Annotated in this window: 25 protein-coding genes and 1 pseudogene; 10 read left to right on the top strand and 16 right to left on the bottom strand. The window is 62.6% G+C overall.

What is annotated here, in order from left to right; genetic code table 11:
• Positions 1-4 precede the first annotated feature (4 nt).
• A complete protein-coding gene (locus J6524_RS16160; RefSeq protein ID WP_225672176.1) occupies positions 5-823 on the top strand; it encodes a quinoprotein dehydrogenase-associated SoxYZ-like carrier in 819 nt (272 codons plus the stop codon).
• A 206-nt stretch (positions 824-1,029) separates the two neighbouring features.
• Here J6524_RS16160 and J6524_RS16155 read toward each other — a convergent pair whose 3' ends face one another.
• On the bottom strand, positions 1,030-1,389 hold the full coding sequence (locus J6524_RS16155; protein WP_376712030.1) for a hypothetical protein: 360 nt from the start codon (positions 1,387-1,389) through the stop codon (positions 1,030-1,032).
• 106 nt (positions 1,390-1,495) lie between these two features.
• Here J6524_RS16155 and J6524_RS16150 point away from each other — a divergent pair, with 106 nt between their 5' ends.
• From J6524_RS16150 to J6524_RS16130, 5 genes are all read left to right on the top strand, one after another.
• Positions 1,496-2,452, top strand: a complete 957-nt coding sequence (locus tag J6524_RS16150; RefSeq protein WP_225672573.1) for an ABC transporter substrate-binding protein — start codon at positions 1,496-1,498, stop codon at positions 2,450-2,452.
• A gap of 1 nt (position 2,453) precedes the next feature.
• Positions 2,454-3,191 (top strand): ABC transporter permease, encoded by a 738-nt coding sequence (locus J6524_RS16145; RefSeq protein ID WP_225672174.1) that lies wholly within the window; start codon positions 2,454-2,456, stop codon positions 3,189-3,191.
• Complete coding sequence (locus J6524_RS16140; RefSeq protein ID WP_225672172.1) at positions 3,181-3,909, top strand: ABC transporter ATP-binding protein; 729 nt, start codon at positions 3,181-3,183, stop codon at positions 3,907-3,909. Before J6524_RS16145 ends, J6524_RS16140 begins: the two co-directional genes overlap by 11 nt.
• A 48-nt stretch (positions 3,910-3,957) precedes the next feature.
• Positions 3,958-4,752 (top strand): pentapeptide repeat-containing protein, encoded by a 795-nt coding sequence (locus J6524_RS16135; RefSeq protein ID WP_225672170.1) that lies wholly within the window; start codon positions 3,958-3,960, stop codon positions 4,750-4,752.
• Between the two features lie 69 nt (positions 4,753-4,821).
• Positions 4,822-5,166, top strand: a complete 345-nt coding sequence (locus J6524_RS16130; protein WP_225672168.1) for a hypothetical protein — start codon at positions 4,822-4,824, stop codon at positions 5,164-5,166.
• Between the two features lie 18 nt (positions 5,167-5,184).
• On the opposite strand, the gene J6524_RS16125 is transcribed toward J6524_RS16130, so the two are convergent.
• The 4 genes from J6524_RS16125 to J6524_RS16110 all read right to left on the bottom strand — a co-directional run bounded on the left by J6524_RS16125 (position 5,185) and on the right by J6524_RS16110 (position 7,278).
• A complete protein-coding gene (locus J6524_RS16125) occupies positions 5,185-5,421 on the bottom strand; it encodes a hypothetical protein (protein WP_225672166.1) in 237 nt (78 codons plus the stop codon).
• 116 nt (positions 5,422-5,537) lie between these two features.
• The gene (locus J6524_RS16120; protein ID WP_512699566.1) at positions 5,538-6,377 is read right to left on the bottom strand and encodes a DUF6662 family protein; all 840 of its coding nucleotides are present in this window, start codon (positions 6,375-6,377) and stop codon (positions 5,538-5,540) included.
• 263 nt (positions 6,378-6,640) lie between these two features.
• Positions 6,641-6,721, bottom strand: coding sequence for a pyrroloquinoline quinone precursor peptide PqqA (gene pqqA / locus J6524_RS16115; RefSeq protein ID WP_072824652.1), 81 nt, complete (start codon positions 6,719-6,721; stop codon positions 6,641-6,643).
• 230 nt (positions 6,722-6,951) lie between these two features.
• Entirely contained in the window at positions 6,952-7,278 is a 327-nt protein-coding gene (locus J6524_RS16110; protein ID WP_225672162.1) for a hypothetical protein, read from the bottom strand.
• Between the two features lie 115 nt (positions 7,279-7,393).
• Between J6524_RS16110 and J6524_RS16105 the strand changes: the two genes are divergently transcribed.
• On the top strand, positions 7,394-7,657 hold the full coding sequence (locus J6524_RS16105; protein ID WP_225672159.1) for a hypothetical protein: 264 nt from the start codon (positions 7,394-7,396) through the stop codon (positions 7,655-7,657).
• A 20-nt stretch (positions 7,658-7,677) separates the two neighbouring features.
• Here the strand turns inward: J6524_RS16105 and J6524_RS16100 are convergent, their stop codons facing one another.
• The 3 genes from J6524_RS16100 to J6524_RS16090 are packed head-to-tail and all read right to left on the bottom strand — an operon-like array spanning position 7,678 to position 10,645.
• Positions 7,678-9,177 (bottom strand): tripartite tricarboxylate transporter permease, encoded by a 1,500-nt coding sequence (locus J6524_RS16100; RefSeq protein WP_225672157.1) that lies wholly within the window; start codon positions 9,175-9,177, stop codon positions 7,678-7,680.
• A gap of 27 nt (positions 9,178-9,204) precedes the next feature.
• Positions 9,205-9,657, bottom strand: a complete 453-nt coding sequence (locus J6524_RS16095; RefSeq protein WP_225672156.1) for a tripartite tricarboxylate transporter TctB family protein — start codon at positions 9,655-9,657, stop codon at positions 9,205-9,207.
• 7 nt (positions 9,658-9,664) lie between these two features.
• Positions 9,665-10,645 (bottom strand): Bug family tripartite tricarboxylate transporter substrate binding protein, encoded by a 981-nt coding sequence (locus J6524_RS16090; protein ID WP_225672154.1) that lies wholly within the window; start codon positions 10,643-10,645, stop codon positions 9,665-9,667.
• A gap of 237 nt (positions 10,646-10,882) precedes the next feature.
• On the opposite strand from J6524_RS16090, the pseudogene J6524_RS16085 reads away from it, so the two are divergent.
• Together J6524_RS16085 and kdgD are read left to right on the top strand one after the other, a co-directional pair.
• Positions 10,883-11,808: pseudogene (locus J6524_RS16085) on the top strand (LysR family transcriptional regulator).
• Between the two features lie 63 nt (positions 11,809-11,871).
• Positions 11,872-12,822 carry a 5-dehydro-4-deoxyglucarate dehydratase gene (kdgD, locus tag J6524_RS16080; protein ID WP_225672152.1) on the top strand — a complete coding sequence of 317 codons (951 nt, stop codon included), beginning with the start codon at positions 11,872-11,874 and terminating at the stop codon, positions 12,820-12,822.
• A gap of 143 nt (positions 12,823-12,965) precedes the next feature.
• Here kdgD and mmsB read toward each other — a convergent pair whose 3' ends face one another.
• The 7 genes from mmsB to J6524_RS16045 all read right to left on the bottom strand — a co-directional run bounded on the left by mmsB (position 12,966) and on the right by J6524_RS16045 (position 20,720).
• The gene (mmsB, locus tag J6524_RS16075) at positions 12,966-14,153 is read right to left on the bottom strand and encodes a multiple monosaccharide ABC transporter permease (protein WP_225672150.1); all 1,188 of its coding nucleotides are present in this window, start codon (positions 14,151-14,153) and stop codon (positions 12,966-12,968) included.
• Positions 14,150-15,712, bottom strand: coding sequence for a multiple monosaccharide ABC transporter ATP-binding protein (gene mmsA, locus J6524_RS16070; protein ID WP_225672148.1), 1,563 nt, complete (start codon positions 15,710-15,712; stop codon positions 14,150-14,152). The genes mmsB and mmsA overlap by 4 nt, the downstream gene beginning before the upstream one ends.
• Before the next feature lie 85 nt (positions 15,713-15,797).
• Positions 15,798-16,871, bottom strand: a complete 1,074-nt coding sequence (gene chvE, locus J6524_RS16065; RefSeq protein ID WP_283843313.1) for a multiple monosaccharide ABC transporter substrate-binding protein — start codon at positions 16,869-16,871, stop codon at positions 15,798-15,800.
• 117 nt (positions 16,872-16,988) lie between these two features.
• Positions 16,989-17,873, bottom strand: a complete 885-nt coding sequence (locus J6524_RS16060) for an SMP-30/gluconolactonase/LRE family protein (protein ID WP_225672569.1) — start codon at positions 17,871-17,873, stop codon at positions 16,989-16,991.
• A 14-nt stretch (positions 17,874-17,887) separates the two neighbouring features.
• Positions 17,888-19,027: an aldose epimerase family protein gene (locus J6524_RS16055; protein ID WP_225672146.1), complete on the bottom strand. Its 1,140-nt coding sequence runs from the start codon at positions 19,025-19,027 to the stop codon at positions 17,888-17,890.
• A complete protein-coding gene (locus tag J6524_RS16050; protein ID WP_225672144.1) occupies positions 19,024-19,956 on the bottom strand; it encodes a Gfo/Idh/MocA family protein in 933 nt (310 codons plus the stop codon). Before J6524_RS16050 ends, J6524_RS16055 begins: the two co-directional genes overlap by 4 nt.
• Positions 19,953-20,720 carry a FadR/GntR family transcriptional regulator gene (locus tag J6524_RS16045; protein WP_225672142.1) on the bottom strand — a complete coding sequence of 256 codons (768 nt, stop codon included), beginning with the start codon at positions 20,718-20,720 and terminating at the stop codon, positions 19,953-19,955. Before J6524_RS16045 ends, J6524_RS16050 begins: the two co-directional genes overlap by 4 nt.
• A gap of 405 nt (positions 20,721-21,125) precedes the next feature.
• Between J6524_RS16045 and garD the strand changes: the two genes are divergently transcribed.
• Complete coding sequence (gene garD / locus J6524_RS16040; protein WP_225672139.1) at positions 21,126-22,661, top strand: galactarate dehydratase; 1,536 nt, start codon at positions 21,126-21,128, stop codon at positions 22,659-22,661.
• A gap of 40 nt (positions 22,662-22,701) precedes the next feature.
• On the opposite strand, the gene J6524_RS16035 is transcribed toward garD, so the two are convergent.
• Positions 22,702-23,157 (bottom strand): host attachment family protein, encoded by a 456-nt coding sequence (locus J6524_RS16035; RefSeq protein ID WP_225672138.1) that lies wholly within the window; start codon positions 23,155-23,157, stop codon positions 22,702-22,704.
• Positions 23,158-23,327: the final 170 nt, after the last annotated feature.

Genomic DNA, 23,327 nt, shown 5'->3' with positions numbered 1-23,327 from the left:
GACCATGTCCGGATATCTTTTGCGTTTGCTCGGCCTTGCCGGCTTGCTGATGCTCGGCACGCCGCCAACGCTTGTGGCGGGGACAAATGATCCCTGGCCTGGTCTGGTGCAGGACATCTTCAGCAACCGTCCGATGAATGACGGCAGCGATGTCATCGGTATCGAAATGCCTGCGCGCGCCGAGGATGCCGCCATCGTCCCCGTCACTTTGCGAACCAAGCTTCCGCCCGCCGACAGCCGGCAGGTGCTTAGCATTACGCTGGTGATCGACCAGAACCCTGCGCCGATGGCGGCAAAATTCCAGCTTGGACCGGACGCGAAAGTGTCCGAGATCTCCACCCGTGTGCGCGTCAACAATTACACTGATGTCCACGCGGTCGCCGAACTCAGTGACGGCAAGCTTTACATGGCGAAAACCTATGTGAAGGCGTCGGGCGGTTGTTCGGCGCCTGCCGCGAAGAATGCCGACGAGGCCAAAGGAAGGCTCGGTCAGATGCGCTACCGGCAATTCGCAAAGGCCGGTGAAGGCTCCGCCAGCAGCGTGCGCGAGGCCCAGATCATGATCGGGCACCCCAACAATTCCGGCCTGCAGATGGACCAGCTGACGCAGCTCTACGTCCCCGCGTACTTCATCAACGAATTGCGGCTGTGGCAGGACGACAGCCTGATCTTGACGATGGAAGGCGGCATTTCGATTTCGGAAGACCCCAATATCAGGTTCACCTATGTGTCGAATGGCGCGAAACGGTTGCGCGCCGAGGCAAAAGACACCGAGGGGCACATCTTCCAGCGCGAATGGAAGGTCGACGATTCCGGAACTTGATCCCGCACATGAAGTAGAAGCCGTGTCCCGGACGCGGTGCAGCGCGACAACGTTGCTCCGCAGAGCCGGGACTCATCGGGGATTTCGGGGCTCTCGAGATATGGGCCCCCGGCTCTGCAGCGCATCACCGCGTGCTGCGCTGCGTCCGGGGCACGAGAAGAAACGCCTCGCGCCCGATAGTCGACGTCGCCGAAGACCGTTCGCCTTCAGAAGCAGCGCACTTCCGCTTCCGCCTGCGCGCGTCTGAGCTCGTTGAGTGCAGTTGACGCCTGCTCGGATGTGCGGAACGGGCTGCCCATATCGCCCCGGACCTGCGACATACTGAGCACGGTTTCGGCCGCGACATAGCGCTCATAAGGCATGAGCGAAGCCACAACGTCGATCGAACAGGAGCATTGCGCGATCGCCTGCCGCGTCTCGCCATTTGCCTTCAGGCAACCGAAAACATATTCGACACGCACAGATGTCGGGTAGTCGTTGAGATCCTGGGCGTGCGCGATCCCCGCCATCGTCGGCAGTGCCGTCAATGCGGCGACAATACGTCGTACCGATCCGGCAAGCATCATCGTCTTCCTCCAGCGGCTAACCGTGCAAGCTATGCTATGACTGATCCGTTGAAAAGCAGACGGTTCAAGGAAACGGTTCAAGGCCCCCATGAAGTATTTCATTCGCATGCTGCTTGCTGCGGTTGTTTCAGCCTCGCTCGGCACGTCCTGCAGCGCCGGTGATTTGCGTGTTGCGGTGCAGAAGACTGGAACGTTCGCCTGGGAACTTGCGGTGATCCGCGCGCACAGCCTTGACAAGCAGGCCAACCTCTCGGTTCAGGTTTTCGAACTGGCGAGCCCCGAGGCCGGCAAGATCGCGCTTCGCTCCGGGAATGCCGACATCGTGGTCACCGACTGGCTTTGGGTGTCGCGCGAGCGCAAGCTCGGCGCTCAACTGACGTTCTATCCCTATTCGAGCGCGCTCGGCGCCGTGATGGTGCCGGCCTCCTCACCCATCCGAACGCTGGCCGATCTCAAGGGCCGCAAGCTCGCCGTTGCCGGCGGCCCGATCGACAAGAACTGGCTGCTGCTGCTGGCGTGGCTCAAGCAGGATGGCATCGACCTGAAATCGGACGCGACAATTGCGTACGGCGCGCCGCCACTATTGGCTGCGAAGATGCTGGGCGGCGAAATGGATGCGACCGTGAACTACTGGAATTTCTGCGCGAGTCTGGAAGCGAAGGGGTTCCGCCGCGTCGCGGGCATTGAAGATCTGCTGCCGAAGCTCGGCGCCAAAGGCCGCACCGCGATGCTCGGTTACGTCTTCGACGAAAAATGGGCGAACGCGAACCAGGACAAGGTCGCCCGATTCATTGCCATGACCCGCAAGGCGAAAGAGATCCTGGCGACCTCGGATGCAGAATGGGAGAAAATCGCGCCGCTGACCGGTGCTCCCGACGCCGCAACGCTGCGTGCTTATCGCGATCGCTACCGGGAGGGAATCCCGCGTCGCCAGGTCGCTGACGAGGAAGCCGACGCGCGCGTCCTCTACCGCGTGCTGGCTCAAATCGGCGGCCACGAGCTTGTCGGACCCGCGCCTGAACTCGTTTCCGGAACATTCTATCACGCGATACCGGGAGGCTAAGGTGCCGCGTCTCTTGTCATTCGCCCTGTTCCTCGCAGTCTGGTGGATCGGCTCGCTGTTTGCCGGTGACGTGAAGCTGCCATCTCCTCCTGCCGTGCTCACGGTCATGATTGCGGAAGCCAGGTCCGGCGACCTGTTCTTTCATCTCGGCGCGACATTGGCGCGTGTGACGCTCGCCTTCACGCTGGCGATGACGCTGGGCGCTGCCATCGGATACCTGATGGGCCGGGTGCGGCTTGCCGACCGGCTGGGCGATCCGTGGCTGATCCTGCTGCTCAATCTGCCGGCGCTGGTAGTCATCGTGCTCGCTTACATCTGGGCCGGATTAACTGAAGTCGCCGCCATTGCAGCCATTGCCATCAACAAGCTCCCAACCGCTGTCGTCACGCTGCGCGAGGGGGCGCGTGCCCTCGACGCGGCGCTTGACGAAATGGCGACAGTGTTTGCGATGCCGCCCTGGAGCAAACTCCGACACGTCGTTTTGCCGCAACTGTCGCCCTATATCGCAGCGGCAGCCCGCTCCGGACTTTCGCTGGTCTGGAAGATCGTTCTTGTTGCGGAATTGCTCGGACGTCCAAATGGTGTTGGTTTCGAGATCGGCGTGGCGTTCCAACTGTTCGATATTCCGCTTTTGCTTGCCTATTCACTGAGCTTCGCGGCGGTTGTGCTCGTCATTGAAACTTTGCTGGTGCAGCCATTTGAGGCCCGGCTATCCCGGTGGCGTCCCCGTGCGGCTTGAGGTCGATATCACCAGCAAGAAATTTGAGAGTGCGGCGGGCGAACAGCACGACGTGATCGGCGGTGTGTCTTTTGCGCTCGATGCGGGAGAGGTGGGCGTGTTGGTCGGTCCATCCGGCTGCGGCAAGAGCACGATGCTGCGGATTCTCGCCGGCCTTGACCACGACTTTCAGGGACGCGTCTCGCGTCCCGTCAGCGCGCGGATCGGCTTTGTGTTCCAGGAGCCGCGACTGCTGCCGTGGCGATCGGTCGAGGAAAACGTGCGGATTGCCGCGCCTCTGGCCGATGAAGCGAAGCTTTCAGCTCTCTTCGATATCCTGGAGCTGAAGGCGCACCGCAACCACTTCCCCGGCGAGTTATCGCTCGGCCTCGCCCGGCGCGTTGCCCTCGCCCGCGCTTTTGCCGTCGAGCCGGATTTCCTCATTCTCGACGAACCGCTCGCCTCCCTCGATGTCGCTCTCGCCGCCCGCCTGCGCGATGAGATTGCTACGTTGGTGGAAGGCCGTTCCATGATAACGCTGCTGGTCACCCATGACATGGACGACGCGGTCCGTCTTGGCGATCGCGTAATCCTGCTGTCGCCGCGCCCGGCCCGGATCCTCGCCGACCTGCCTATCCGTACACCGCGAAGCACGCGCGGTGACGCCGAGACCGCCGCGATCAAGGCGGATATCATGCGGCGGATCAATGGCGATCCCACCAAGCAGGCTGCCTTATAGGCAGTGCCTGGGACCGGTGCTAAGATACGTCATCGGTTGGGGTTGACGATGAAACGCTCGATCGGAATTGCAGTGCTCGGTCTTGCTCTCGTGACCACGTCGGCCGCAGCGCAGGACATGATGCGTCATGTTGACCTGTCGTCGTCAGATATGACCTCGGCCGAAATGACGCGCAGCGAGGTCGAGGCTGCATTGAGCGCGGCAACTGCTGCCGCGCCGGCCGATTTCACCGGAAAGCGGTTATCCGGGCTCGACCTCTCCGCGCTCGATCTATCGAACGCGATTTTCCGCGCCGCCAAGCTCAACAGGACGAAACTTGCCGGCGCCAAACTCGACCGTGCCATCCTCGACCAGGCATGGCTATTGGAAGCGGACCTGACTGGGACAAGCCTGAAGGGAGCAAACCTGTTCGCTTCGCAGATGGTGCGCGCCCGCCTCGATGGCGCCGATCTTTCGGGAGCACGCGTCGCTGCCGATCTCACCGGCGCGACCCTTGTCGGTGCTTCGATCTCGGGGGCAAATCTCGGCGCCGACATGCGCAACCAGTCGATGGGTTTGATGCGCGCGGTGCTGAGGTCCGCCAATCTGGAACGGCTGAACGCCCGAGGCGCCGACCTGTCGCGGGTCGATCTCGAATTTGCCGTGCTGAAGGGCGGTGACCTGACCGGTGCTTCCCTTAAGGGCGCCCAGCTCGGTGGAGCCGACCTGAGCGGCGTCACCGTCATCGACACCGACTTCGATGGTGCCGATCTCGATACGACCCGACTGCTCGCTCCCATCGGTCTCGATCGGGCGAAAAATTTCGATAAGATAAGAAATCGAGACCGTCTGATCAGGCAATGACGGCTATAGCGTTTGCGAGCGAAGTGGATACCGGTTCGCGAAGCCGCTCCGCAATGGAAGGATGATCCGATGCGATGGATGCTTGCTTTGGTGGCACTGCTGTCAACGAGCGCCAATGAAGTGGCCGCGCAGGGAAAAGGGATCCGACTATGGAATCTCACCACCGCGACCATTTCGGAATTTCAGCTTTCCCCGCCCGGAAAGAACGATTGGGGCCCTAACCTGACCCTGAATGACAAGGACAAGGAAGTCGACCACGACGAACGCCTGCGCATCACGGGCGTACAGCCGGGACGCTATGACGCCAGGGTCGGCTATAGCGGCGCCAGGCACTGCTTCGTTCGCGACATCGAGATCAAGGCCGATGCCGTGTTTTCAATTGCGGACAAGGATCTGAAGGATTGCAACAAATAGCTGCGCTGCAAGCCACACTCAGGCCACGGACCAGACAGGCTCAGCGGAGGCCTTCTGGTTGTGACGGGGATATTCGCATCGCCATTTGACCGCGGTCCATTTCGGATGCTCACCCACCCACTGCGCAATATACGGCGGCGCGGCCATGGCGCATTGCTGCAACGAAACATTCGAAGAAAAGACCAGATGGGTTTCCTCGCAGGTGGTCGGCGAGAGCACCGCACAGACGGTCACGACCAAATCTATCGCATTCATGCTCGATATCCCTTCCATTGTTCCCGAATAGGATAACGCAAAGAGCTACGGCAACGAGTGATGTATGGTTTCACTACACCGTGAAACGCCGGAACCTGGGCCGTTCAGCCACGGCCCTAAAAATTGACGCCAAATACCAGCCGGGCCTGATGGCGGTCGAAATTGACGAGATCAAGGCTGGCAATTGACCCCGCCGGACGCCCCCACGCCTGAATGCTCCAGCTGGCGGTAAGCCGCGAGCCCTTGGAGAGCTGGAAAAAGGCTGTTGGGCCGACAAACAGCGCCTGCCCCGCAAGCTCCTCCAAACCAATCCCTTCGTACTTGCGAAGATATCGCGCCTCGCCGCCGAGGAGGAAGCCCGGGCGCACCTGGGCCAGCATGCCGAGTGCCGCGCCTGCGGTGGAATCCCTCTCCATCACGCCACCGCCGACAACGCGCGTCCATTCCGACTCATAGAGCAGGTTGAACGCGGCGATGATCCGATCCGGCACGAGCTCGCGATCGAACGCGAGCCTGAATTCGGTCCCGAGGCTCCGGACCGCTTCAGCCGTCGTCTCATCGACGCGATGTCCATGCACTTCCGTCGCGAAGGTGAGCCCGAATGGCGCGGTTTCCCGATTGAGAAAGCGGTAGCGAAAGTCGATCGACGCCCCCTGCCATGACAGCCGGCGCTGATCGTCCAGACCCGGCACGCCGCTGATCAGATGCGACGCAAACGTGCTGCCCACTTCCACGCGGAAATTCCGGACTGGAACGAATTCCAGCTCGAACTCGTGGCCGATCGCCCGATAGGTGCCGCCGCTTCTGCCGAAGCGGCCGGTCGTTTCGGTTTGAAACTCCCGCTCGCCGACCGTGCCGACATCGGCGCCGATCATGAAGGCAAAGATGTGCTCGGTGTCGAAGCCCTCGGCGTCAGCACATCCCGGTAGCAGCGCAACAAGAGACACAACCGTCATTTGGAAGGTCTTTGCACGCGTTGACATTCGTCTTCAGCAGGTCATGAGGGGTTGAACGGATCAGCCGAGAACGCACCCTAGCATGATGCAGGGACCGTCGGCGAGGCTTGGAAATGGATGAAATATGGGTAGGACTGCGCAATGCAGCGGGATGTGCGCTTGCGGATGCAACAAACAGTGGAAAACTTTCCCGAAGGCCATACAGCTTGCCCGGCCCACGGCAACAGGCCGTTGCCGGAGCCGGACAAGACCGTTTCGACGCGTTATTTACGCGCCGCGCAGGCGTACATGTTGATTTCCATGCCCACCGGCACTTCCACAATCTTCGGAGTCTTCCAACTCATCAGGGTCCTCCCAAGCGGTGTTGGCACGATGCTCGTGCCGCATCAAAACTAGGTTGCCCCCGAACGTAGCGCAAGCTCGGAACATCGATCCTGCAGCGATCCGCACACCTGACACCCAGACACTTCCCTCTTGGGCAAGCCTACTTCGCTCTTGGACAAGAAGAACTAGGCGGCGGATCGACGCAGCATGGCGTCAATCCGCCTGTGCGACGCCGCTTCAACTTCGTGTCTCAGCAATCCTTATCTGCTTCTGCTTCCGCAGTCTTCTCGTCACCCTTGGTACCTTCGGCCTGCTGCGCAGCGGTAGGCTGTCCCTGCATCTGACGCTGCGTATCCTGCGAAGATGCCGCGACTTCGCCGCTCGATCGGTTCATTGTTTCGGTCGGCGGATGTTGACTGGCCATGCCCGTCGTCTGGCTCTCGCCCATGCGGGCGGGTCCAGCACCTGCATCCTTCAGGTTGGCAGCGCGACCTGTGTCGCACGGACCTGCCAGTGCTGCGCCGGTGCTCAGGACCAGGACGGAGCAACCAGCAAGAATGAGTCGTTTCATCTTCATGTAGCTCTCCTTTTCTTCGTGAGAGGCAACCGACCTGTTGCTCGCAGGTTCCGGGTGGCTACGCGAATCTCGAAAGGTTTAATCTTGCGCCCGAACTCTTTTGGCGAGGTCCGCTATGGAACTGATTCAGTTGAGGTTGGTCAGCTTTCTTTTCGTGCTCTGCATTGTATCGGTGGCTTTTGCGCAAGACAGGCAGCCTGACCAAACCGCGCCTGGCGCGGAAACGGCTGTGCCCGTCAACGAGCCGTCACTAACCGGAAAAGAACGCATGGGCAGGAAATGGATGGACGAACAACGGATCGACAATTGCAATGTGCCGGCCGACAAGCGCGGAAGCAAACCGCGCTCTGGCGACTGCCTGCATTCTCCGTCAGGCTGACTCGCCACCGTCAGCAGCACTCACTCCGCGAGCGCTTCCTTCCGCGTCCTCACGATTTCCGGCGACAGCATTGCCAGCAACAGAATGGCGACGACGCCGAGAATGACCGCGCTGATCGGCCGCGACAGGAAGACGGTGAAATCGCCGTCCGCGATCAACATCGCGCGCCGGAAGTTCTCCTCCAGCTGCGGGCCGAGCACGAGACCGAGCAGCAGCGGCGCCGGCTCGACGCCGATCTTGATGAAGAAGTAGCCGATTAGGGCGCATCCCATCATCAACCATACATTGAACAGGCTGTTCGCGATGCCATAGGTGCCGATGCAGCAGAACAGGACGATGGCAGGAAACAGCAGCCGATAAGGGATTTTCAGCATCGAGACCCACAGGCCGATCAACGGGAGGTTGATTACCAGCAGCATCAGATTACCGACCCACATGCTGGCAATCACGCCCCACACTAGCTTGGGCTGCTCGGTCATGATCTGCGGTCCGGGCTGGATGCCCTGCATCATCAACGCCCCGATCATCAGCGCCATCAGCGCGTTGGCGGGAATGCCGAGCGTCAGGAGCGGAATGAAGCTGGTCTGGGCGCCGGCATTGTTGGCAGCCTCCGGCCCGGCAACGCCCTCGATCGCGCCCTTGCCGAAGCGCGAGGGATCGCGCGCAACCTTCTTCTCCAGCGCGTAGGAGGAGAACGGCGGTAGCGCCGCGCCGCCGCCGGGCAGCACGCCCAGCACCGAGCCCAGTGCGGTGCCGCGCACGATCGCCGGAAAGGCAGCGCGCAAGTCCGCGCGGCTCGGAATGAGGCTGCGGATCGACTGGCCGACGACGCGCCGTTCGGCCGCTCGCTCCAGATTGGCGATGATCTCACCGAGCCCGAACAGGCCCATCGCGATCGGCACGAAATCAAGACCGTCAGACAACGCGGCAATGCCGAAGGTCATGCGCGCAACGCCCGAGGAGACATCGATCCCGACGAGACCGAGCAACAAGCCGAGCAGCACCATCGCCAACGACTTGGCGACCGAACCATGCGCCAGCACCACCGCAGCGATCAGGCCGAGCACGAGCAGACTGAAATATTCGACTGCGGTGAATTTGAGCGCCAGGATCGATAACGGCACGCTGAGCGCCGCGATCACGATCGTCGCCATCGTGCCGGCGAAGAAGGAGGCGATGGCGGCAATGGCGAGCGCGGTTCCGGCCCTGCCCTGCTTGGCCATCTCGTGACCGTCAATGCAGGTGACGACCGATGACGTCTCGCCTGGCACATTGACCAGGATGGCGGTGGTCGAGCCGCCATACTGCGCGCCGTAGAAGATGCCGGCCAGCATGATCATGGCGCTGGGAGGCGGCAGGCCAAAGGTAAAGGGCAGCAGCAACGCCACCGTTGGAATCGGGCCGATGCCGGGCAGCACGCCGATCGCGGTGCCGATCACCACGCCGATCAGACAGAATAGCAAATTGTTGAGTTCGAGGGCCGTCGAAAGGCCCATCAGGAGATTGCTGAAGAGATCCATTTGCGTGTGCCTGCGAAGCGCGCCGCCCTAGCGGGGCCAGATCGGGATCGGCAAGCCCAGCAACTTGACGAATAGAAGGACCGCGGCGCCTGCAAGCAAGACGGCAAACGCGACGGTCTCGACGAGCCGTCCCTCCCGCGTCGCAAAGCTGGCGAGGATCACAGTGACGACGGAAGCGATGGCCAGACCCAGCCGCTCGGCCGTCAGCGCGAACACCCCGACAGAGGCCAGGATCGCGAGCAGCGGCCGCACCTGCACGGCCGCGATGCCGCGGCGCGCGTGCCACAGCCCGCGCCCGGTAAAGAACAGGCCGAAGCCCATCAGCGTAAGTGCGACGACGCGAGGCATGTAGCCCGGCCCCATATCCGCGGCGTGGCCGACCGTCAGGTTGCGGGTAGCGACGAGGGTACCGGCCGCGATCGCGACGAGGAATAGGCCGAAGAGCAGATCCTGCAGGTCGATCCGGAAGCGCGTCATCATCCTGCTTTCAGCTGCCCTTGATGCCAGCCTCGCGGATGATCGTGCCCCAGCGATCCGTCGCATCCTTGAGCCAGTTGCGGAACTCCTCCGGCGATTGGGCGCGCACGACGCCGCCCTGTTCGGCGATCTTCTGCTGGATTTCAGGCAGCTCCAGGATCTTGCGAATCTCGGCGTTCAACCGCGCGACCGTCGCGGGCGGCGTGCCGCCGGTGGTAAGGATGCCCTGCCAGGTCCCGGCGTCGCCGCCGGGCAGGCCCGCCTCCTTGAAAGTCGGCAGATCGGGAGCCGAGGTAATACGCTGCTCGCCGGTGACGGCAAGTCCGACAAGCTGCTTGTTTGTCACAAAGGGCATCGTCGCAGCCGCGCCGTTGATGATCACGCCGCTCTCCCCGGACACCACGGCGCGCGAGGCGGCCGCCCCGCCCTTGTAGGGAACGTTCTTCCACTGAATTCCCAGTTCCTTCGCCATCACCACGGCGGTGATATGATTGGCGCCGCCGACGCCGGAATTGGCAACCGTGAGCTTGTTCGGATTGGCCTTGGCGTATTCGATCAGTTCCTTGGACGTCTTCGCCGGGACCGATTCATGGACGGCCAGGACGTAGGGGCCGAACATCACCATGGAAATGGGCGCAAGGTCCTTCTGAACATCGAACGTGAGATCGGAAAACAGGCTGGGCGCCGTTGCCAGCGATCCGACATCCATCAGCAACAGGGTGTGGCCGTCGGGCTGCGCCTTGGCGACGGCGTCGGCCCCGAGATTGCCCGCTGCGCCCGGCTTGTTCTCGACCACGACCGACTGACCGATGGCGGCGGATAGTTTTGGGCTGATCAGGCGCGCCAAAATGTCCGAGGTGCCGCCGGGAGCGAACGGAACGATCAGCCGCACGGGCCGCTCAAAATTCTGAGCGCTGGCTCCGCTTGGCGCCAAGGCGCACACCGCAAGGACAGCGGCGGCAATCGCCCGGGCGAGAGATGGCATAGACATCGGTCGTTCCTCCGTTTCAAAGCGCAATTCAGCGCGATCCCGCCGTTTTCACCGGCAGGCTGCAGACCTTCGAGGCAGCGTTGGGAAGGAATGATAGGTCATGCGCAGGGTGGCCTATGAACTAGTCTGCGGATAGGTCGATACCTTTTTTGGATGGATCGGCCGCGCTTCAGCCGGTAGAAGTCGGACATCCGGCCGGTCACCGGCCCTTCGTCTCAGGTTGAAAATACAGATTTCATGTTTGAGCTGAGCCAGTTGCGCTGCTTTGTTGCAGTTGCAGAAGAACTGCATTTCGGGCGCGCCGCGCAGCGGCTGAACATGACGCAGCCGCCGCTCAGCCGCCAGATCCAGATTCTCGAACGCGTCCTCGATGTGACCCTGTTGGAACGCAGCAACCTGCCGTCAGGTTGACGCCCGCGGGGGAGCGTTTCCTGACCGATGCGCGGCATCTCCTTAAGCTCGCCGAAAGCGCGGCCGTGCTCGCGCGGCGGATGGCCAAAGGCAAGGCCGGCTCGATCAATGTCGGCTTCACGGCGACGTCGGCCTATAGCTACGTGCCGGCGCTGGTTGCGGCGTGCCGGCGCGAACTGCCCGACGTCGAGATATCGCTGAAGGAGATGGTCTCCAGCGATCAGCTCAAACGGCTCGATTCCGGCGAGATTGATATCGGCCTGCTCCGCCCGCCAATTCCGCGCGGCAGTCTCGGTGCTTTCCGCGTCACCGCAGAGCCTCTGTTAGCGGCGCTGCCGAGCGGCCATCCTTTGGCGCAGGCCGCCGAATTGCATCTGGAGGATCTCGCGAGCGAACCCTTCATCATGTACGAGCCCTATGAGGCCCGCTATTTCCACGATCTCTTGATCGAGCTGTTTTCGCGCGCAAGCCTGGTGCCGAACTACGCGCACCACCTCGCCCAGATCCATTCCATCCTCGCCATGGTGCATTCCGGCGTCGGCGTGGCGCTGGTCCCGGAGGCCGCGCAAAATCTCCGCTTTAGCGGATTGGTGCTGCGACCCGTCCTGATGCAGTGGCAGCGACCGGCTGAGCTGTTCTTTGTCTGGCGCAATGACAACGACAACCCGCTTCTTCCCGTCATTTCCGGTATCGCCCGCACCCTTGCCGGCCAGGCTGGCTCGATCCAATCAATGGATCGATCGATACAGTGATTAGTCTCCGTCAGCGACAGTCTTGCATTAATCCATCGGCGTAAGCCGCTGAAGGATCAAAGCATGAGTAGGATGACTCCGAGGGAGATGGCCAGCCGGATCGGTGATGGCCTGCTGTCGTTTCCCGTCACGCCGTTTCGGCCCGACAATGCATTCGACGAGGCTCGCTACCGCTCCAATCTCGACTGGCTCTGCAGTTATGAGGTGGCGGGACTGTTTGCCGCCGGCGGCACCGGCGAGTTCTTCTCGCTCAGTCCCGCCGAGGTCCTGAAGGTGGTGTCAACCGCGGTTGCCGAGACCAAGGGACGCGTGCCGGTCCTCGCCGGTATCGGCCACGGCACGGCGATCGCGACGCAACTTGCCATCGCGGCCGAAGGTGCCGGCGCCGACGGCGTGCTGCTGCTGCCGCCCTACCTGGTTTTCTCCGAACAGGAGGGATTGGCGGCCCATATCGAGGCGGTGTGCAACGCCACCAAGCTCGGCGTCATCGTCTACAACCGCGACAACGCGATCCTCAACGAGGACACGCTGGAAAGACTTTGCCAGCGCTGCCCCAACCTGGTCGGCTACAAGGACGGCATCGGCGATATCGAGCTGATGACCCGCATCCATTTGCGCATGGGCGACCGGCTGACTTATATCGGCGGACTGCCGACGGCCGAGACCTTTGCACTGCCCTATCTGGAAATGGGCGTCACCACCTATTCCTCGGCCGTATTCAACTTCGTCCCGGAGTTCTCGACCAAATTTTACGCGGCCGTGCGGCGCCGTGACCGGGAGACGGTGCAGGCGGGCTTGCGCGATTTCATCCTGCCCCTGATCGCGATCCGCAATCGCAAGCGTGGCTATGCAGTTTCAATCATCAAGGCCGGCATGAAGGTGATCGGTCGCGACAGCGGCCATGTCCGTTCGCCGCTGACGGATCTGACGCCGGCCGAGACCGAAGAGCTGGCGGCGCTTGTCGCACGTCTTGAGACGAGCGAGTTCGTCAAGCGCGAGTTGGCGGCCGCGTAGAGCCTGATGAAGCAAGTCTTGTGATCCGTCACCCTGAGGACGCCGCAAGGCGGCGGTCTCGAAGGGCGACGGCCACCGGCCGGGCCGTGCATGCTTCGAGACGCGCTTCGCGCGCCTCAGGATGACGGTAATAGTAGGTCCGCCTAGCGCCGCTGGTTGTAGACGTCGAGGCAGACGGCGCCGAGCAGCACTAGGCCCTTGATCACCTGCTGGTAGTCGATGCCGATGCCAAGGATCGACATGCCGTTGTTCATGACGCCCATGATCATGGCCCCGATCACCGCGCCGCCGACTTTACCGACGCCGCCATAGGCGGACGCGCCACCGATGAAACAGGCCGCGATGACGTCGAGCTCGAAGCCGGCGCCGGCCTTCGGCGTTGCCGTATTGAGCCGCGCGGCGAACACGAGACCGGCGAGCGCCGCCAGCACCCCCATATTGACGAAGGTCAGAAACGTCAGCCGCTCGGTCTTGATGCCGGATAGACTAGCGGCTCGGGCGTTGCCGCCGATCGCATAGATGTGGCGGCCGATGACGGTGCGGGTGGTGACGAAGCCATAGAGCGCAATCAGCGCGGTCATGATCACGAGCACGTTGGGCAGGCCGCGATGCGAGGCGATCAGGCCGGCGAAGAACACGATCACGGCGAACAGCACCGCGCTCTTGGCGACGAAGAACGCAAACGGCTCGACCTCGATGCCGTGCGAGGCCTGCCGCGCCCGGCTCTTGGCGCTGGTATAGACCAGCGCCACCGCCAATGCGGCGCCGATCAACAGCGACGTCGGATAGAGAGTGCCGGCGCCGGGAAACAGTTCGGGAATGAAGCCCGAGGACAATTTCTGGAAGGTCGGCGGAAACGGCCCGACCGACTGTCCCGCCAGGATGGCAAGCGCCAAGCCCTTGAACACCAACATGCCGGCCAGCGTCACGATGAATGACGGGATCTTGAAATAGGCAACCCAATAGCCCTGCGCGGCGCCGATCAGGGCGCCAACCAGCAGACAGGCGATGAAGGCTACCGGATAGTCGATCTGGTAGCGCACCATCAACACGGCCGCGACGGCGCCCACGAAGCCCGCGACCGAGCCGACCGACAGGTCGATGTGACCAGTGACGATGATCAGGAGCATGCCGAGCGCCATGATCACGATGTAGCTGTTCTGCAGCACCAGATTGGTGAGATTCAGCGGCTGCAGCAGCGTGCCGTCGGTCATGATCTGGAAGAACAGCATGATCGCAAACAGCGACAGCAGCATGCCGTAATTGCGCAGATTGTTCTTGATGAAGCCGGTGTGCGAAGGTTTTGGGAGCGTAACCGTCTTGTCGGTCATCGTTGCAGTCCTCCCTCGAGTTCCTTCTTAGCTACACTCTTGTTGCGCATGATGGCGCGCATGATCCTTTCCTGGGTCGCCTCAGTGGCTGCGAATTCACCGACAAAGGCGCCGTCGTTCATCACGCAGATGCGGTCGCAGACGCCGAGCAGCTCCGGCATTTCCGACGAGATCATCACCACCCCTTTGCCTGCCTCGGCAAGCTCGTTGATGATACAATAGATTTCGTATTTTGCCCCGACATCGATGCCGCGGGTCGGCTCGTCGAGGAATAATACCTTCGGATCGGTCATCAGCCATTTTGACAGCACCACCTTCTGCTGGTTGCCGCCGGAAAGCTGGCCGGTCTCCTGATAGACGTCGGAGCAGCGAATCCGCATCCGGTTGCGGTAGTCGCTGGCAACGCGCAGCTCGGATATGTCGTCGATGACGCCCTGCTTCGCCACGCGGCCAAGACTGGCCAGCGTGATGTTCTTGCGGACGTCGCTGTCGAGGATCAGGCCGAGCTCCTTGCGATCCTCGGTGACGTAAGCAAGGCCGGCATCGATCGCTGCCGCCACGCTCGACAGATTCACTTCTTTGCCGTCGATCCAGACGCGGCCGCTGATCCGCTCGCCCCAGGCGTGGCCGAACAGGCTCATGGCGAATTCGGTGCGGCCGGCGCCCATCAGCCCGGCAATCCCGACCACCTCGCCGCGCCGGACTTCGAAATTCACGCCCTTGATAACCTGCCGTTCCCTGTGCTGCGGATGATGCACCGTCCAGTTCTGGACGGAGAACACCGGCTCGCCGATCGTGGCAGCGCGCTCCGGGAAGCGATGGGCAAGGTCGCGATCGACCATGCTGCGGATGATCCGGTCCTCCTCCACCGGCTCGGCCCGGCAATCGATGCTGTCGACCGTGCGGCCGTCGCGCAGCACCGTGATCCGGTCCGCGACGCGGGCGACTTCCGACAGCTTGTGCGAAATCAGAATCGAGGCGATGCCCTGCGCGCGGAACGCCAGCAGGCGATCCAGCAGCGCGGCGCTGTCGTGCTCGTTCAGGCTGGCGGTCGGCTCGTCAAGGATCAAGAGCCGCACCCGTTTGGACAGCGCCTTGGCGATTTCAACCAGTTGCTGCTTGCCGACGCCGAGGTCCGTCACCAGCGTGTCGGGCATTTCGGTGAGACCGACCTGCGCCAGCAGCTCCTGGGTCCGGCGGTAGACGGTGTCGCGGTCGATGACACCGAAGCGCGACGGTGGATGAGACAGGAAGATGTTCTCCGCGATCGACATCAGAGGGATCAGCGCCAGTTCCTGGTGAATGATGATGATGCCGAGCGCTTCGGAATCATTGACGTCGCGGAAGCGCCGCTCCTCGCCATCGAAGATGATGCTGCCTTCATAGTCGCCGTAGGGATAGACTCCGCTGAGAACCTTCATCAGGGTCGACTTGCCGGCGCCGTTCTCGCCGACCAGCGCGTGGATCCGCCCGGCCTCTACCGCGAAGTTGACGTCGCGCAGAGCCTGAACGCCGGCAAAGCTCTTGCTCACGCCGCGCATTTCGAGAATTGCGGTCATCGCGCCATCACGTCCTTGATGTCTACCCCAGCCGTCCGATACGAGCAGGTGGCGGCGCCAGCCATCGCCGGCGCCGCCACTCCGTTTAGTTGATCTGCGACTTCTTGTAGTAACCGCTCTCGATCAGCACCTTCTCCCAGTTGCTCTTGTCGACGACGACAGGCTTCAGCAGATAGGAAGGTACCACCTTGACGCCATTGTTATACGTCTTGGTGTCGTTGACGGTGACCTCCTTGCCGCTGAGGGCTGCGTCCACCATGTCGGCGGTAACGCGGGCGAGATCGCGGGTGTCCTTAAAGATGGTCGAATACTGCTCGCCGCGCAGCATCGACTTGATCGACGGCACCTCGGCATCCTGGCCGGTCACGATCGGCATCGGCATGTTGCCGCTGCCATAGCCGACGCCCTTCAGCGACGACAGAATGCCGATGGAGAGGCCATCATACGGCGAGAGCACCGCATCGACCCGCTTGCGGCCGTAGAATGCGCTCAAAAGGTTGTCCATGCGCGCCTGCGCGGTGGCGCCGTCCCAGCGCAGGGTTGAGACTTTGTCCATGCCCTTCTGGCCGCTGCCGATCACCAGCTTGCCGCTATCGATATAGGGCTGCAGCACCGACATCGAGCCGTTGTAGAAGAAGTACGCATTGTTGTCGTCCGGTGAGCCGCCGAACAGTTCGATGTTGAACGGCCCCTTGCCTTCCTTGAGGCCCAGCCCCTGCTCGATCGATTGTGCCTGCAGCACGCCGACCTGGAAATTGTCGAAGGTGGCGTAGTAGTCGACATTGGGCGTGTCGCGGATCAATCGGTCATAGGCGATGACGATGATGCCCTTGGCCTTGGCCTGCTTCAGCACGTCGGACAGCGTGGTGCCGTCGATCGCGGCGATCACCAGCACCTTGGCGCCCTTGGTCACCATGTTCTCGACCTGAGAGAGCTGGTTCGGAATGTCGTCCTCGGCATATTGCAGATCGGTGCCGTAACCGCGCTCTTTGAGGATCTTGACGATGTTATTGCCGTCGTCGATCCAGCGCGCCGACGATTTAGTCGGCATGGCGATGCCGACGGTGCCTTTGCTTTGGGCGAATGCCCCGGTCACCGCCGTGGCGGCCATCACTGTCGCCAACGCCAAGGCCGACAATGTCGTCTTCAGGCTACTCATGCTTCTCTCCCTTGATCATCCGAGGATCTATGGTTTTCTCGCTCGTCCGACCGCTCGAGGCGGCTCTTGAACTCAGTCATCTCGCGCGTTTGGTTGCCCGCGCCTAGTCGTCCTCCGTCAAGCGGTTGCAAGTTTCACGTCCGGTTCAGCGCGGCCGCGCACGGCAATGTCGAGCACAAAGGTGCGGCCGTGATCGGGATCGGCGCGTCTCGCATCCTCAGCCATTCCCTGCCAGGCCGAGGTGACAAGCAGACGCGAGAAATCCTGTCCAATGAAGGCAGGACAGCTCGACTGCCGCGCTGGAACGCGGATGGTGCGCAGATGCTCGCCTTGGGGGCTGTAAACGTCGATGCAGCCGCCGCCCCAGCGCGCATTCCAGATCAGCCCCTCAGCATCCACCACAGCGCCATCGATGCCGCCGCCGTTCCGTCGGGTGACCAGCGCAACTGGCTCGCCGCGCGGCAGGCCGGTCGATGCATCCAGGTCGACGCGGAACAGCACATTTTTTCCCGTATCGGCGAAATAGCCGACAGCTCCGTCCGGCGAGAAGCAGATCGCGTTCGGGATCGTGACGCGCTCATAGAGCCGCGTCAGCTCGCCGCGATGCAGCGCATAGATCGCGCCGAGGCCCTGCTCGGCCTTCCGTCCCATGGTGCCGATCCAGAAGGTGCCGGAGGGATGAACCCGGGCATCGTTCGAGCGCGTTGCGGCATTTTCGGCTTCGAGCGGACGATACAGCGTCATCCGTCCATCCGCCGTCTCACGAACATAGAGGCCGTCGTCAGCGACGAGGAGCTGGCGCTGTGCATCGATCCGCCCGAGCGCGCTGCCCATCACATTAAGGGAATGGATAGTGATCTGTCCGCTGTCGAGCCGCGTCTCGAACAGCCGACGCCCGACGATGTCGAACCACCAGGCCGTGTCGGTGGCGGCATCATAGGTCGGTCCCTCGCCAAGATGGCACCGCTCGCCGCAGAGAACGGTCGTCGGCACCTCTTCCATCCTCGGACCACCGATCATCGCCCACTCTCCCTCGGCAACTCTACCTCGGATTGTGTTCCCATTGCGCCTTGGATCGCATGCGCGAAGCGGTACGAGGTGGTGTGACGGTAGAGCTCGCCCGGCGCGAGCCGTGCGCTCGGAAAGTCCGGCCGGTTGGGCGTATTCGGCCAAGCCTGCGGCTCCAGACAAATGGCGTCGGACTGGCGATAGAGACGGTCGCCCTTTCCGGCGGTGGTGCCGTCGAGGAAGTTTCCAGAATAGACCTGCAAGCCCGGCTGATTGGTGAACAGCTCGAGCACGCGGCCGGAGGTTGGCGCCGCAAGCCGCGCGGCGAAACGAGGCTCGCCACCTGACGGCGCGAGACAGAAATTGTGATCGTAGCCGCGGCCCACGCGCAACTGCGGATGGTCATTGCGGATTCGCGCGCCGACCTCGCAGCCCTCGCGAAAGTCGAATGGCGTGCCGGCGACCTCACTGGGCGGTTGCGGCAGCGGGATCGCGCCGGCATCAATGGCGAGGAAATGATGCGCCGCTACGGTGAGGTGATGATCGAGAATATCCCGGCCCGAGCGCGCTCCGGAGAGATTGAAGAAGCTGTGATTGGTGAGATTGACGATGGTCGGATGATCGGTCCGCGCGGTCATGTCGAGTGACAATTCCATCGGTCCGGCAAGACGCCAGGTCACCTCCACATCCAGCGTGCCGGGATAACCCTCCTCGCGATCAGCGCTGGTATAGGCAAGCGTTACGGCCGGCTGATCTCCGTCATCAATCCCGATAATGCGCCAGTTGCGCCGATCAAAACCCTCCAGCCCACCATGCAGCGCGTTGGCGCCGTTATTGGCCGCGAGTTGCACCTTGGTGCCGTCGAGCACAAAGCGCGCACCAGCGATACGATTGGCATAGCGCCCGACGGTCGCGCCGAAGAACTGCCGGCGCGCGAGATATCCTTCGAACGCGTCGTGCCCGAGCACGACATCGTCGCGGCGTCCGGCGGTATCCGGCACCAGCAACGCCTGCAAGCTGGCACCATAGGTGATGATGCACGCTTCCAGCCCTTCCGCGGACTGCAGGACGATGCGCTCGACCTCGCTGCCGTCGGGCAGGACACCGAACCGGGAACGCGCCACGCGAGGAATGGACGGATTGCTCATGTCCGCTCCTCGAACGGCTCGACGGTGCGGCGTCGCCCCAACAGGAACGCGTCGGCGACGAGCTGAAGCGGCGCGAGATCCACATCGCTCTCGCCGGTCGCGGTGAGTTCGCGGAAGCGGCGATAGAGTCCCGCATACTCAGCATCGGGCGCATCGACGAGCTGCTGGTGCCCTGCCCTCAATCTGGCGCCGCCGAGCGAGAGCGTGACGGGTCCGCCGTCAGTCTCCATCTCGATGTCCCAGCTCTGCGGGCCGGTCTGGCGGAAGTCGAATTCCGCTGTGATCTTCAGCCCCTGCGCATCGCTGAGCGTCAAGTTGGCGGCGATTGGCGCGTCACGATTGGCGGGAAAGGCGAGTTCGGCCGAGGTCACGAACAACGGCTGTGGCAAAATCCGCGTCAGGATCGAAAGTGCATTGATGCCGGGGTCGAACACACCGAGCCCGCCTGCCTCAAAGATCCAGGCCTGCCCCGGGTGCCAGACCCGTACGTCTTCCTTCCAGGTGATCTTGACTAATGTGACCTTCCGGCCAGCCAGCAAATGCCGCGCCGGCTCGACGGCCGGCGCAAAGCGCGAGTGCCATGTGGCGAACAAGGTGCGTTGCGCGGCCGTGGCCGCGATCGATAGCGGCTTGATTTCAGCGACGGTAGCGCCCGGCGGCTTTTCCAGCATTACATGCTTGCCGGCGGCGAGCGCTCTAGCTGCCTGCGCGTGGCGGACCTGCGGCGGCGTGCACAGTGCGACCGCATCGATTTCCGGACCATCGCGCAGGAGCTCGTCGAGCGTTGCCGCATGCGGCACGCCGGGAAGCGAGGCATTGCGGCTGGCGACGGCAACAAGCTCCACGCCGTCGGTCGCGGCGATCGCCGGCACGTGCTGGTCGCGCGCGATCTTGCCGAAGCCGACGATGGCGACGCGAAGCGGACTCATGATTCTTCCCCAGATTCAACTTCTGCCGGCGCAGCGGCGGACGACGAAACGCCCTCGTGACGACGCAGCCCATTGTGGATCACTTCGGCCATGGCCGCGCCGGCCGCATCGGCGTCGCCGCTTGCGATCGCATCGACAATGCGCTGGTGCCATAACAGCACCGTCTCGCGATCCTCTGTTTCGACGGGCGCGCTGAGCAGAAACGAGGCGCGCAGCGCCGCCTCGATGACGTTACCGATCGAACGCATGAACAGATTGCCCGATGCATTGGCGACCGCCAGGTGCAGTGCGAGATCGCCGTCGGCAAAACCGACGGAGTCCGAAGCCTCGCTGCGCATCCGCGCCATGCTGCGATTGAGCTCGGCGATGTCGGCGTCCGACCGGCGTTTAGCGGCGAGCGCGGCCGCACGGGGTTCGACCGCAAGCCGGATTTCGGCGAGATCATTGAGAAAGCGGCGGTCGATACCGGCATCGAGATGCCACGCCAGCACATCGGCGTCGAACATGTTCCAGGCGCCGCGCTCGCGCACGACAGTGCCGACCCGCGCCTTGGTCGTGAGCAACCCCTTCGCCACCAGAGTCTTGACGCTCTCGCGCAACACCGGCCGCGATACGCCGAACATCGCCGTGAGCTCGGCATCGCCCGGCAGACGGACGCCTTCGGCGTAGCGGCCGGCGATGATGTCGACGCCGATACTGCGGGAGACCTCGGCGTGGTTGGAATGCGCGCGCCGTGTCGGGATAACGACAAGCCGGGACGTCATGACGTGGGAGCCCGCTTACGGCCGCCGGCGCGGCCATCGACGCCCGGCCAAGGCTATGGCCGCAAGAAGGGCTTTAGAGGTCATGAGGCGCGTCTCCCAGAAATGTTGTTGGGTTACCTGCATTCCCGAAACTCGGTATCGCAGCACCTTCATCGCTGTCCATTGACGGCAGCAGCGGCAATATTTCATGGAAGCGTAGGCGTGACTAGTAATATTATTTGACTATTCAGTTCCAATTCGTACCTGTCTTCCGCCAATTTATCTCTACGCCGGGCGAAAAGCCGAGGCTCTGCCCCGCCGACTCGTTTTGCCGGCGACTGCTTGATCCACGTACTGTTTCGACCTTGATTGCCTCGATCATGCCGGGCAGCTACGCGTTGCCTGATGCAGCCAGAAGGATTCGACATGCAGTCCGCCACCGCGAAACCGCTCTACATCCGCATGCACGCGGACGATAACGTCGCGATCGTCGCGAACCGCGGAGGCCTGCATTCCGGTGCCGAATTTGCCTGCGGGTTGCGGCTGATCGAGCAGATTCCGCAAGGACACAAGGTTGCGCTTGCCGACATCGGCGAAGGCGAAGTCATTCGCCGCTACGGCGAGATCATCGGCCATGCCGCTGCGCCAATCGCCCGCGGCAGCTTGGTCAAGGAATCGCTGGTGCGGATGCCCGATGCGCCTTCGTTCGACAATCTGCCGAAGCCGAACGGCGGCGCGATCAGGCTGCCGCCGCTGGAAGGCTACACGTTCGAAGGCTATCGCAACGCCGACGGGTCGGTCGGCACTCGCAACATCCTCGCGATCTCGACCAGCGTGCAATGCGTCGCCGGCACCGTCGAATTTGCGCTCGATCGCATTCGCAAGGAATTGCTGCCGAAGTATCCCAATGTCGACGACGTGGTGGCGGTGACGCACGCCTATGGCTGCGGTGTCGCCATCAACGCGCCGGGCGCGGCTGTCCCGATCCGCACACTTCAGAACATTGCCCGCAATCCCAATTTTGGCGGCGAGGTGATGATCGTCGGTCTCGGCTGCGAGAAGCTGCAGCCCGAACTTCTGCTGCCCGAGGGCATGAGCGCCGACGACGAAATCATGCGCATGCAGGACGAACGCCTGACCGGTTTCGGCGAGATCGTCGAGGACATCGTGCAGATGGCCGATGAGCGCCTCAAGATATTGAACCAGCGCCGCCGCGAAACCTGCCCGGCTTCTGCGCTGGTCGTCGGCATGCAATGTGGCGGCACCGATGCGTTCTCCGGCGTCACCGCCAATCCGGCGCTTGGTTTTGCCGCTGATCTCCTGGTGCGCGCCGGCGCGACCGTGATGTTCTCTGAAGTCACTGAAGTGCGAGATGCAATCCATCTGTTGACGCCGCGCGCGGCGAACCAGGATGTGGCCGACGCGCTGGTGCGCGAGATGGCCTGGTATGACCGCTACCTCGCCGGCGGCGAGGCTGACCGCAGCGCCAACACGACGCCGGGCAACAAGAAAGGCGGCCTCTCCAACATCGTCGAGAAGGCTATGGGCTCGGTGATCAAATCAGGCATGGGGCCGATCGCAGGCGTGCTCGCGCCGGGCGAACGCGCCAGCCAAAAGGGCCTGATTTTTGCGGCAACGCCGGCAAGCGATTTCGTCTGCGGCACGTTGCAGCTTGCCTCCGGCATGACGCTGCACGTCTTCACCACCGGCCGCGGCACGCCATACGGGCTTGCCGCCGTGCCGGTCATCAAGGTCTCGACGCGCAGCGAATTGAAGCAGCGCTGGCACGACCTGATCGACGTCGACGCCGGCAGCATTGCAACCGGCGATGCAACCATCGAAGACGTCGGCTGGGAGATCTTCCGCCTTATTCTCGACGTAGCAAGCGGTCGCGAGACCTGGGCCGAGCATTGGAAGCTGACCAACGCGCTCGCGCTGTTCAATCCGGGCCCGGTGACCTGACCGATGCAGGCTGGCCACCAACTGCGGCGGCCGTGATTTGCTAGGCCGCCATCAGCCTTTCGATGTCGGGGATTGGATGCGACGTTAGTTCCTTCGGAATTTCGCCGACGATCCGCTCGGTTACTTCGGTATGAAAGGCCTGCCGCAGATTGCCGAGCACCTTCGCGGGCGCCACCACGATCAGCTTTTCGAAGCGATTGCCATGGGCCAGGCGGTAGAGCGCGTCGGCGATAGCGCTGGCGAACCGCTCTTCCGCGATGTAGTGCCAATCGGCCTGTTCCATGGCGCTTCGGGCCGCGCCGACACTCTGGATGGAGCGTCCGGGACGATCGCTCCCCTGCTCGCGCGTGGCTGGATTCTCCTGCTCGAGAACATGTTCTACCTGCAGGTTGAGTTGCTGCGGGGTACCTTTGTTGCGCAAAAAGAGTGCCTTTTGTCCATCGCCGATGAGGATGAGAGCGTTATGAGAAATGCGGGGTTTCGGTCCAGCGGTCATTGTCGTTGCTCCATGCGGGCCAACGCATGAGGTGCTGCGTAAGTTGCCTACCAGACAATGGAACTTCGCAGGCCAGCTCGCGCCCGACACGACTTAGAAACGTGGTCTCATCCTTCTATTACCCCACACGTTTTAGTAAAAGCCCGGAAACCACCGCCGTCGATTGCGGC

It is taken from the genome of Bradyrhizobium hereditatis (assembly GCF_020329435.1).
Classification (GTDB): domain Bacteria; phylum Pseudomonadota; class Alphaproteobacteria; order Rhizobiales; family Xanthobacteraceae; genus Bradyrhizobium; species Bradyrhizobium hereditatis.
The sequence above is the reverse complement of the archived record's forward strand: the minus strand, read 5'-3'. Positions and strand labels throughout refer to the sequence as shown.

Excerpts from the sequence above, each read along its gene's own strand:
- J6524_RS16090 (WP_225672154.1), bottom strand. The coding sequence starts at position 10,645 with ATGTCTATGCCATCTCTCGCCCGGGCGATTGCCGCCGCTGTCCTTGCG.
- J6524_RS16060 (WP_225672569.1), bottom strand. The coding sequence starts at position 17,873 with ATGGAAGAGGTGCCGACGACCGTTCTCTGCGGCGAGCGGTGCCATCTT.
- pqqA (WP_072824652.1), bottom strand. The coding sequence starts at position 6,721 with ATGAGTTGGAAGACTCCGAAGATTGTGGAAGTGCCGGTGGGCATGGAA.
- J6524_RS16135 (WP_225672170.1), top strand. The coding sequence starts at position 3,958 with ATGAAACGCTCGATCGGAATTGCAGTGCTCGGTCTTGCTCTCGTGACC.
- J6524_RS16100 (WP_225672157.1), bottom strand. The coding sequence starts at position 9,177 with ATGGATCTCTTCAGCAATCTCCTGATGGGCCTTTCGACGGCCCTCGAA.
- J6524_RS16130 (WP_225672168.1), top strand. The coding sequence starts at position 4,822 with ATGCGATGGATGCTTGCTTTGGTGGCACTGCTGTCAACGAGCGCCAAT.
- J6524_RS16105 (WP_225672159.1), top strand. The coding sequence starts at position 7,394 with ATGGAACTGATTCAGTTGAGGTTGGTCAGCTTTCTTTTCGTGCTCTGC.
- J6524_RS16110 (WP_225672162.1), bottom strand. The coding sequence starts at position 7,278 with ATGAAGATGAAACGACTCATTCTTGCTGGTTGCTCCGTCCTGGTCCTG.
- J6524_RS16155 (WP_376712030.1), bottom strand. The coding sequence starts at position 1,389 with ATGATGCTTGCCGGATCGGTACGACGTATTGTCGCCGCATTGACGGCA.
- J6524_RS16150 (WP_225672573.1), top strand. The coding sequence starts at position 1,496 with ATGCTGCTTGCTGCGGTTGTTTCAGCCTCGCTCGGCACGTCCTGCAGC.
- mmsA (WP_225672148.1), bottom strand. The coding sequence starts at position 15,712 with ATGACCGCAATTCTCGAAATGCGCGGCGTGAGCAAGAGCTTTGCCGGC.
- garD (WP_225672139.1), top strand. The coding sequence starts at position 21,126 with ATGCAGTCCGCCACCGCGAAACCGCTCTACATCCGCATGCACGCGGAC.
- J6524_RS16160 (WP_225672176.1), top strand. The coding sequence starts at position 5 with ATGTCCGGATATCTTTTGCGTTTGCTCGGCCTTGCCGGCTTGCTGATG.
- J6524_RS16095 (WP_225672156.1), bottom strand. The coding sequence starts at position 9,657 with ATGATGACGCGCTTCCGGATCGACCTGCAGGATCTGCTCTTCGGCCTA.
- kdgD (WP_225672152.1), top strand. The coding sequence starts at position 11,872 with ATGAGTAGGATGACTCCGAGGGAGATGGCCAGCCGGATCGGTGATGGC.
- chvE (WP_283843313.1), bottom strand. The coding sequence starts at position 16,871 with ATGAGTAGCCTGAAGACGACATTGTCGGCCTTGGCGTTGGCGACAGTG.
- J6524_RS16055 (WP_225672146.1), bottom strand. The coding sequence starts at position 19,027 with ATGAGCAATCCGTCCATTCCTCGCGTGGCGCGTTCCCGGTTCGGTGTC.
- J6524_RS16050 (WP_225672144.1), bottom strand. The coding sequence starts at position 19,956 with ATGAGTCCGCTTCGCGTCGCCATCGTCGGCTTCGGCAAGATCGCGCGC.
- J6524_RS16125 (WP_225672166.1), bottom strand. The coding sequence starts at position 5,421 with ATGAATGCGATAGATTTGGTCGTGACCGTCTGTGCGGTGCTCTCGCCG.
- mmsB (WP_225672150.1), bottom strand. The coding sequence starts at position 14,153 with ATGACCGACAAGACGGTTACGCTCCCAAAACCTTCGCACACCGGCTTC.
- J6524_RS16045 (WP_225672142.1), bottom strand. The coding sequence starts at position 20,720 with ATGACGTCCCGGCTTGTCGTTATCCCGACACGGCGCGCGCATTCCAAC.
- J6524_RS16120 (WP_512699566.1), bottom strand. The coding sequence starts at position 6,377 with ATGACGGTTGTGTCTCTTGTTGCGCTGCTACCGGGATGTGCTGACGCC.
- J6524_RS16035 (WP_225672138.1), bottom strand. The coding sequence starts at position 23,157 with ATGACCGCTGGACCGAAACCCCGCATTTCTCATAACGCTCTCATCCTC.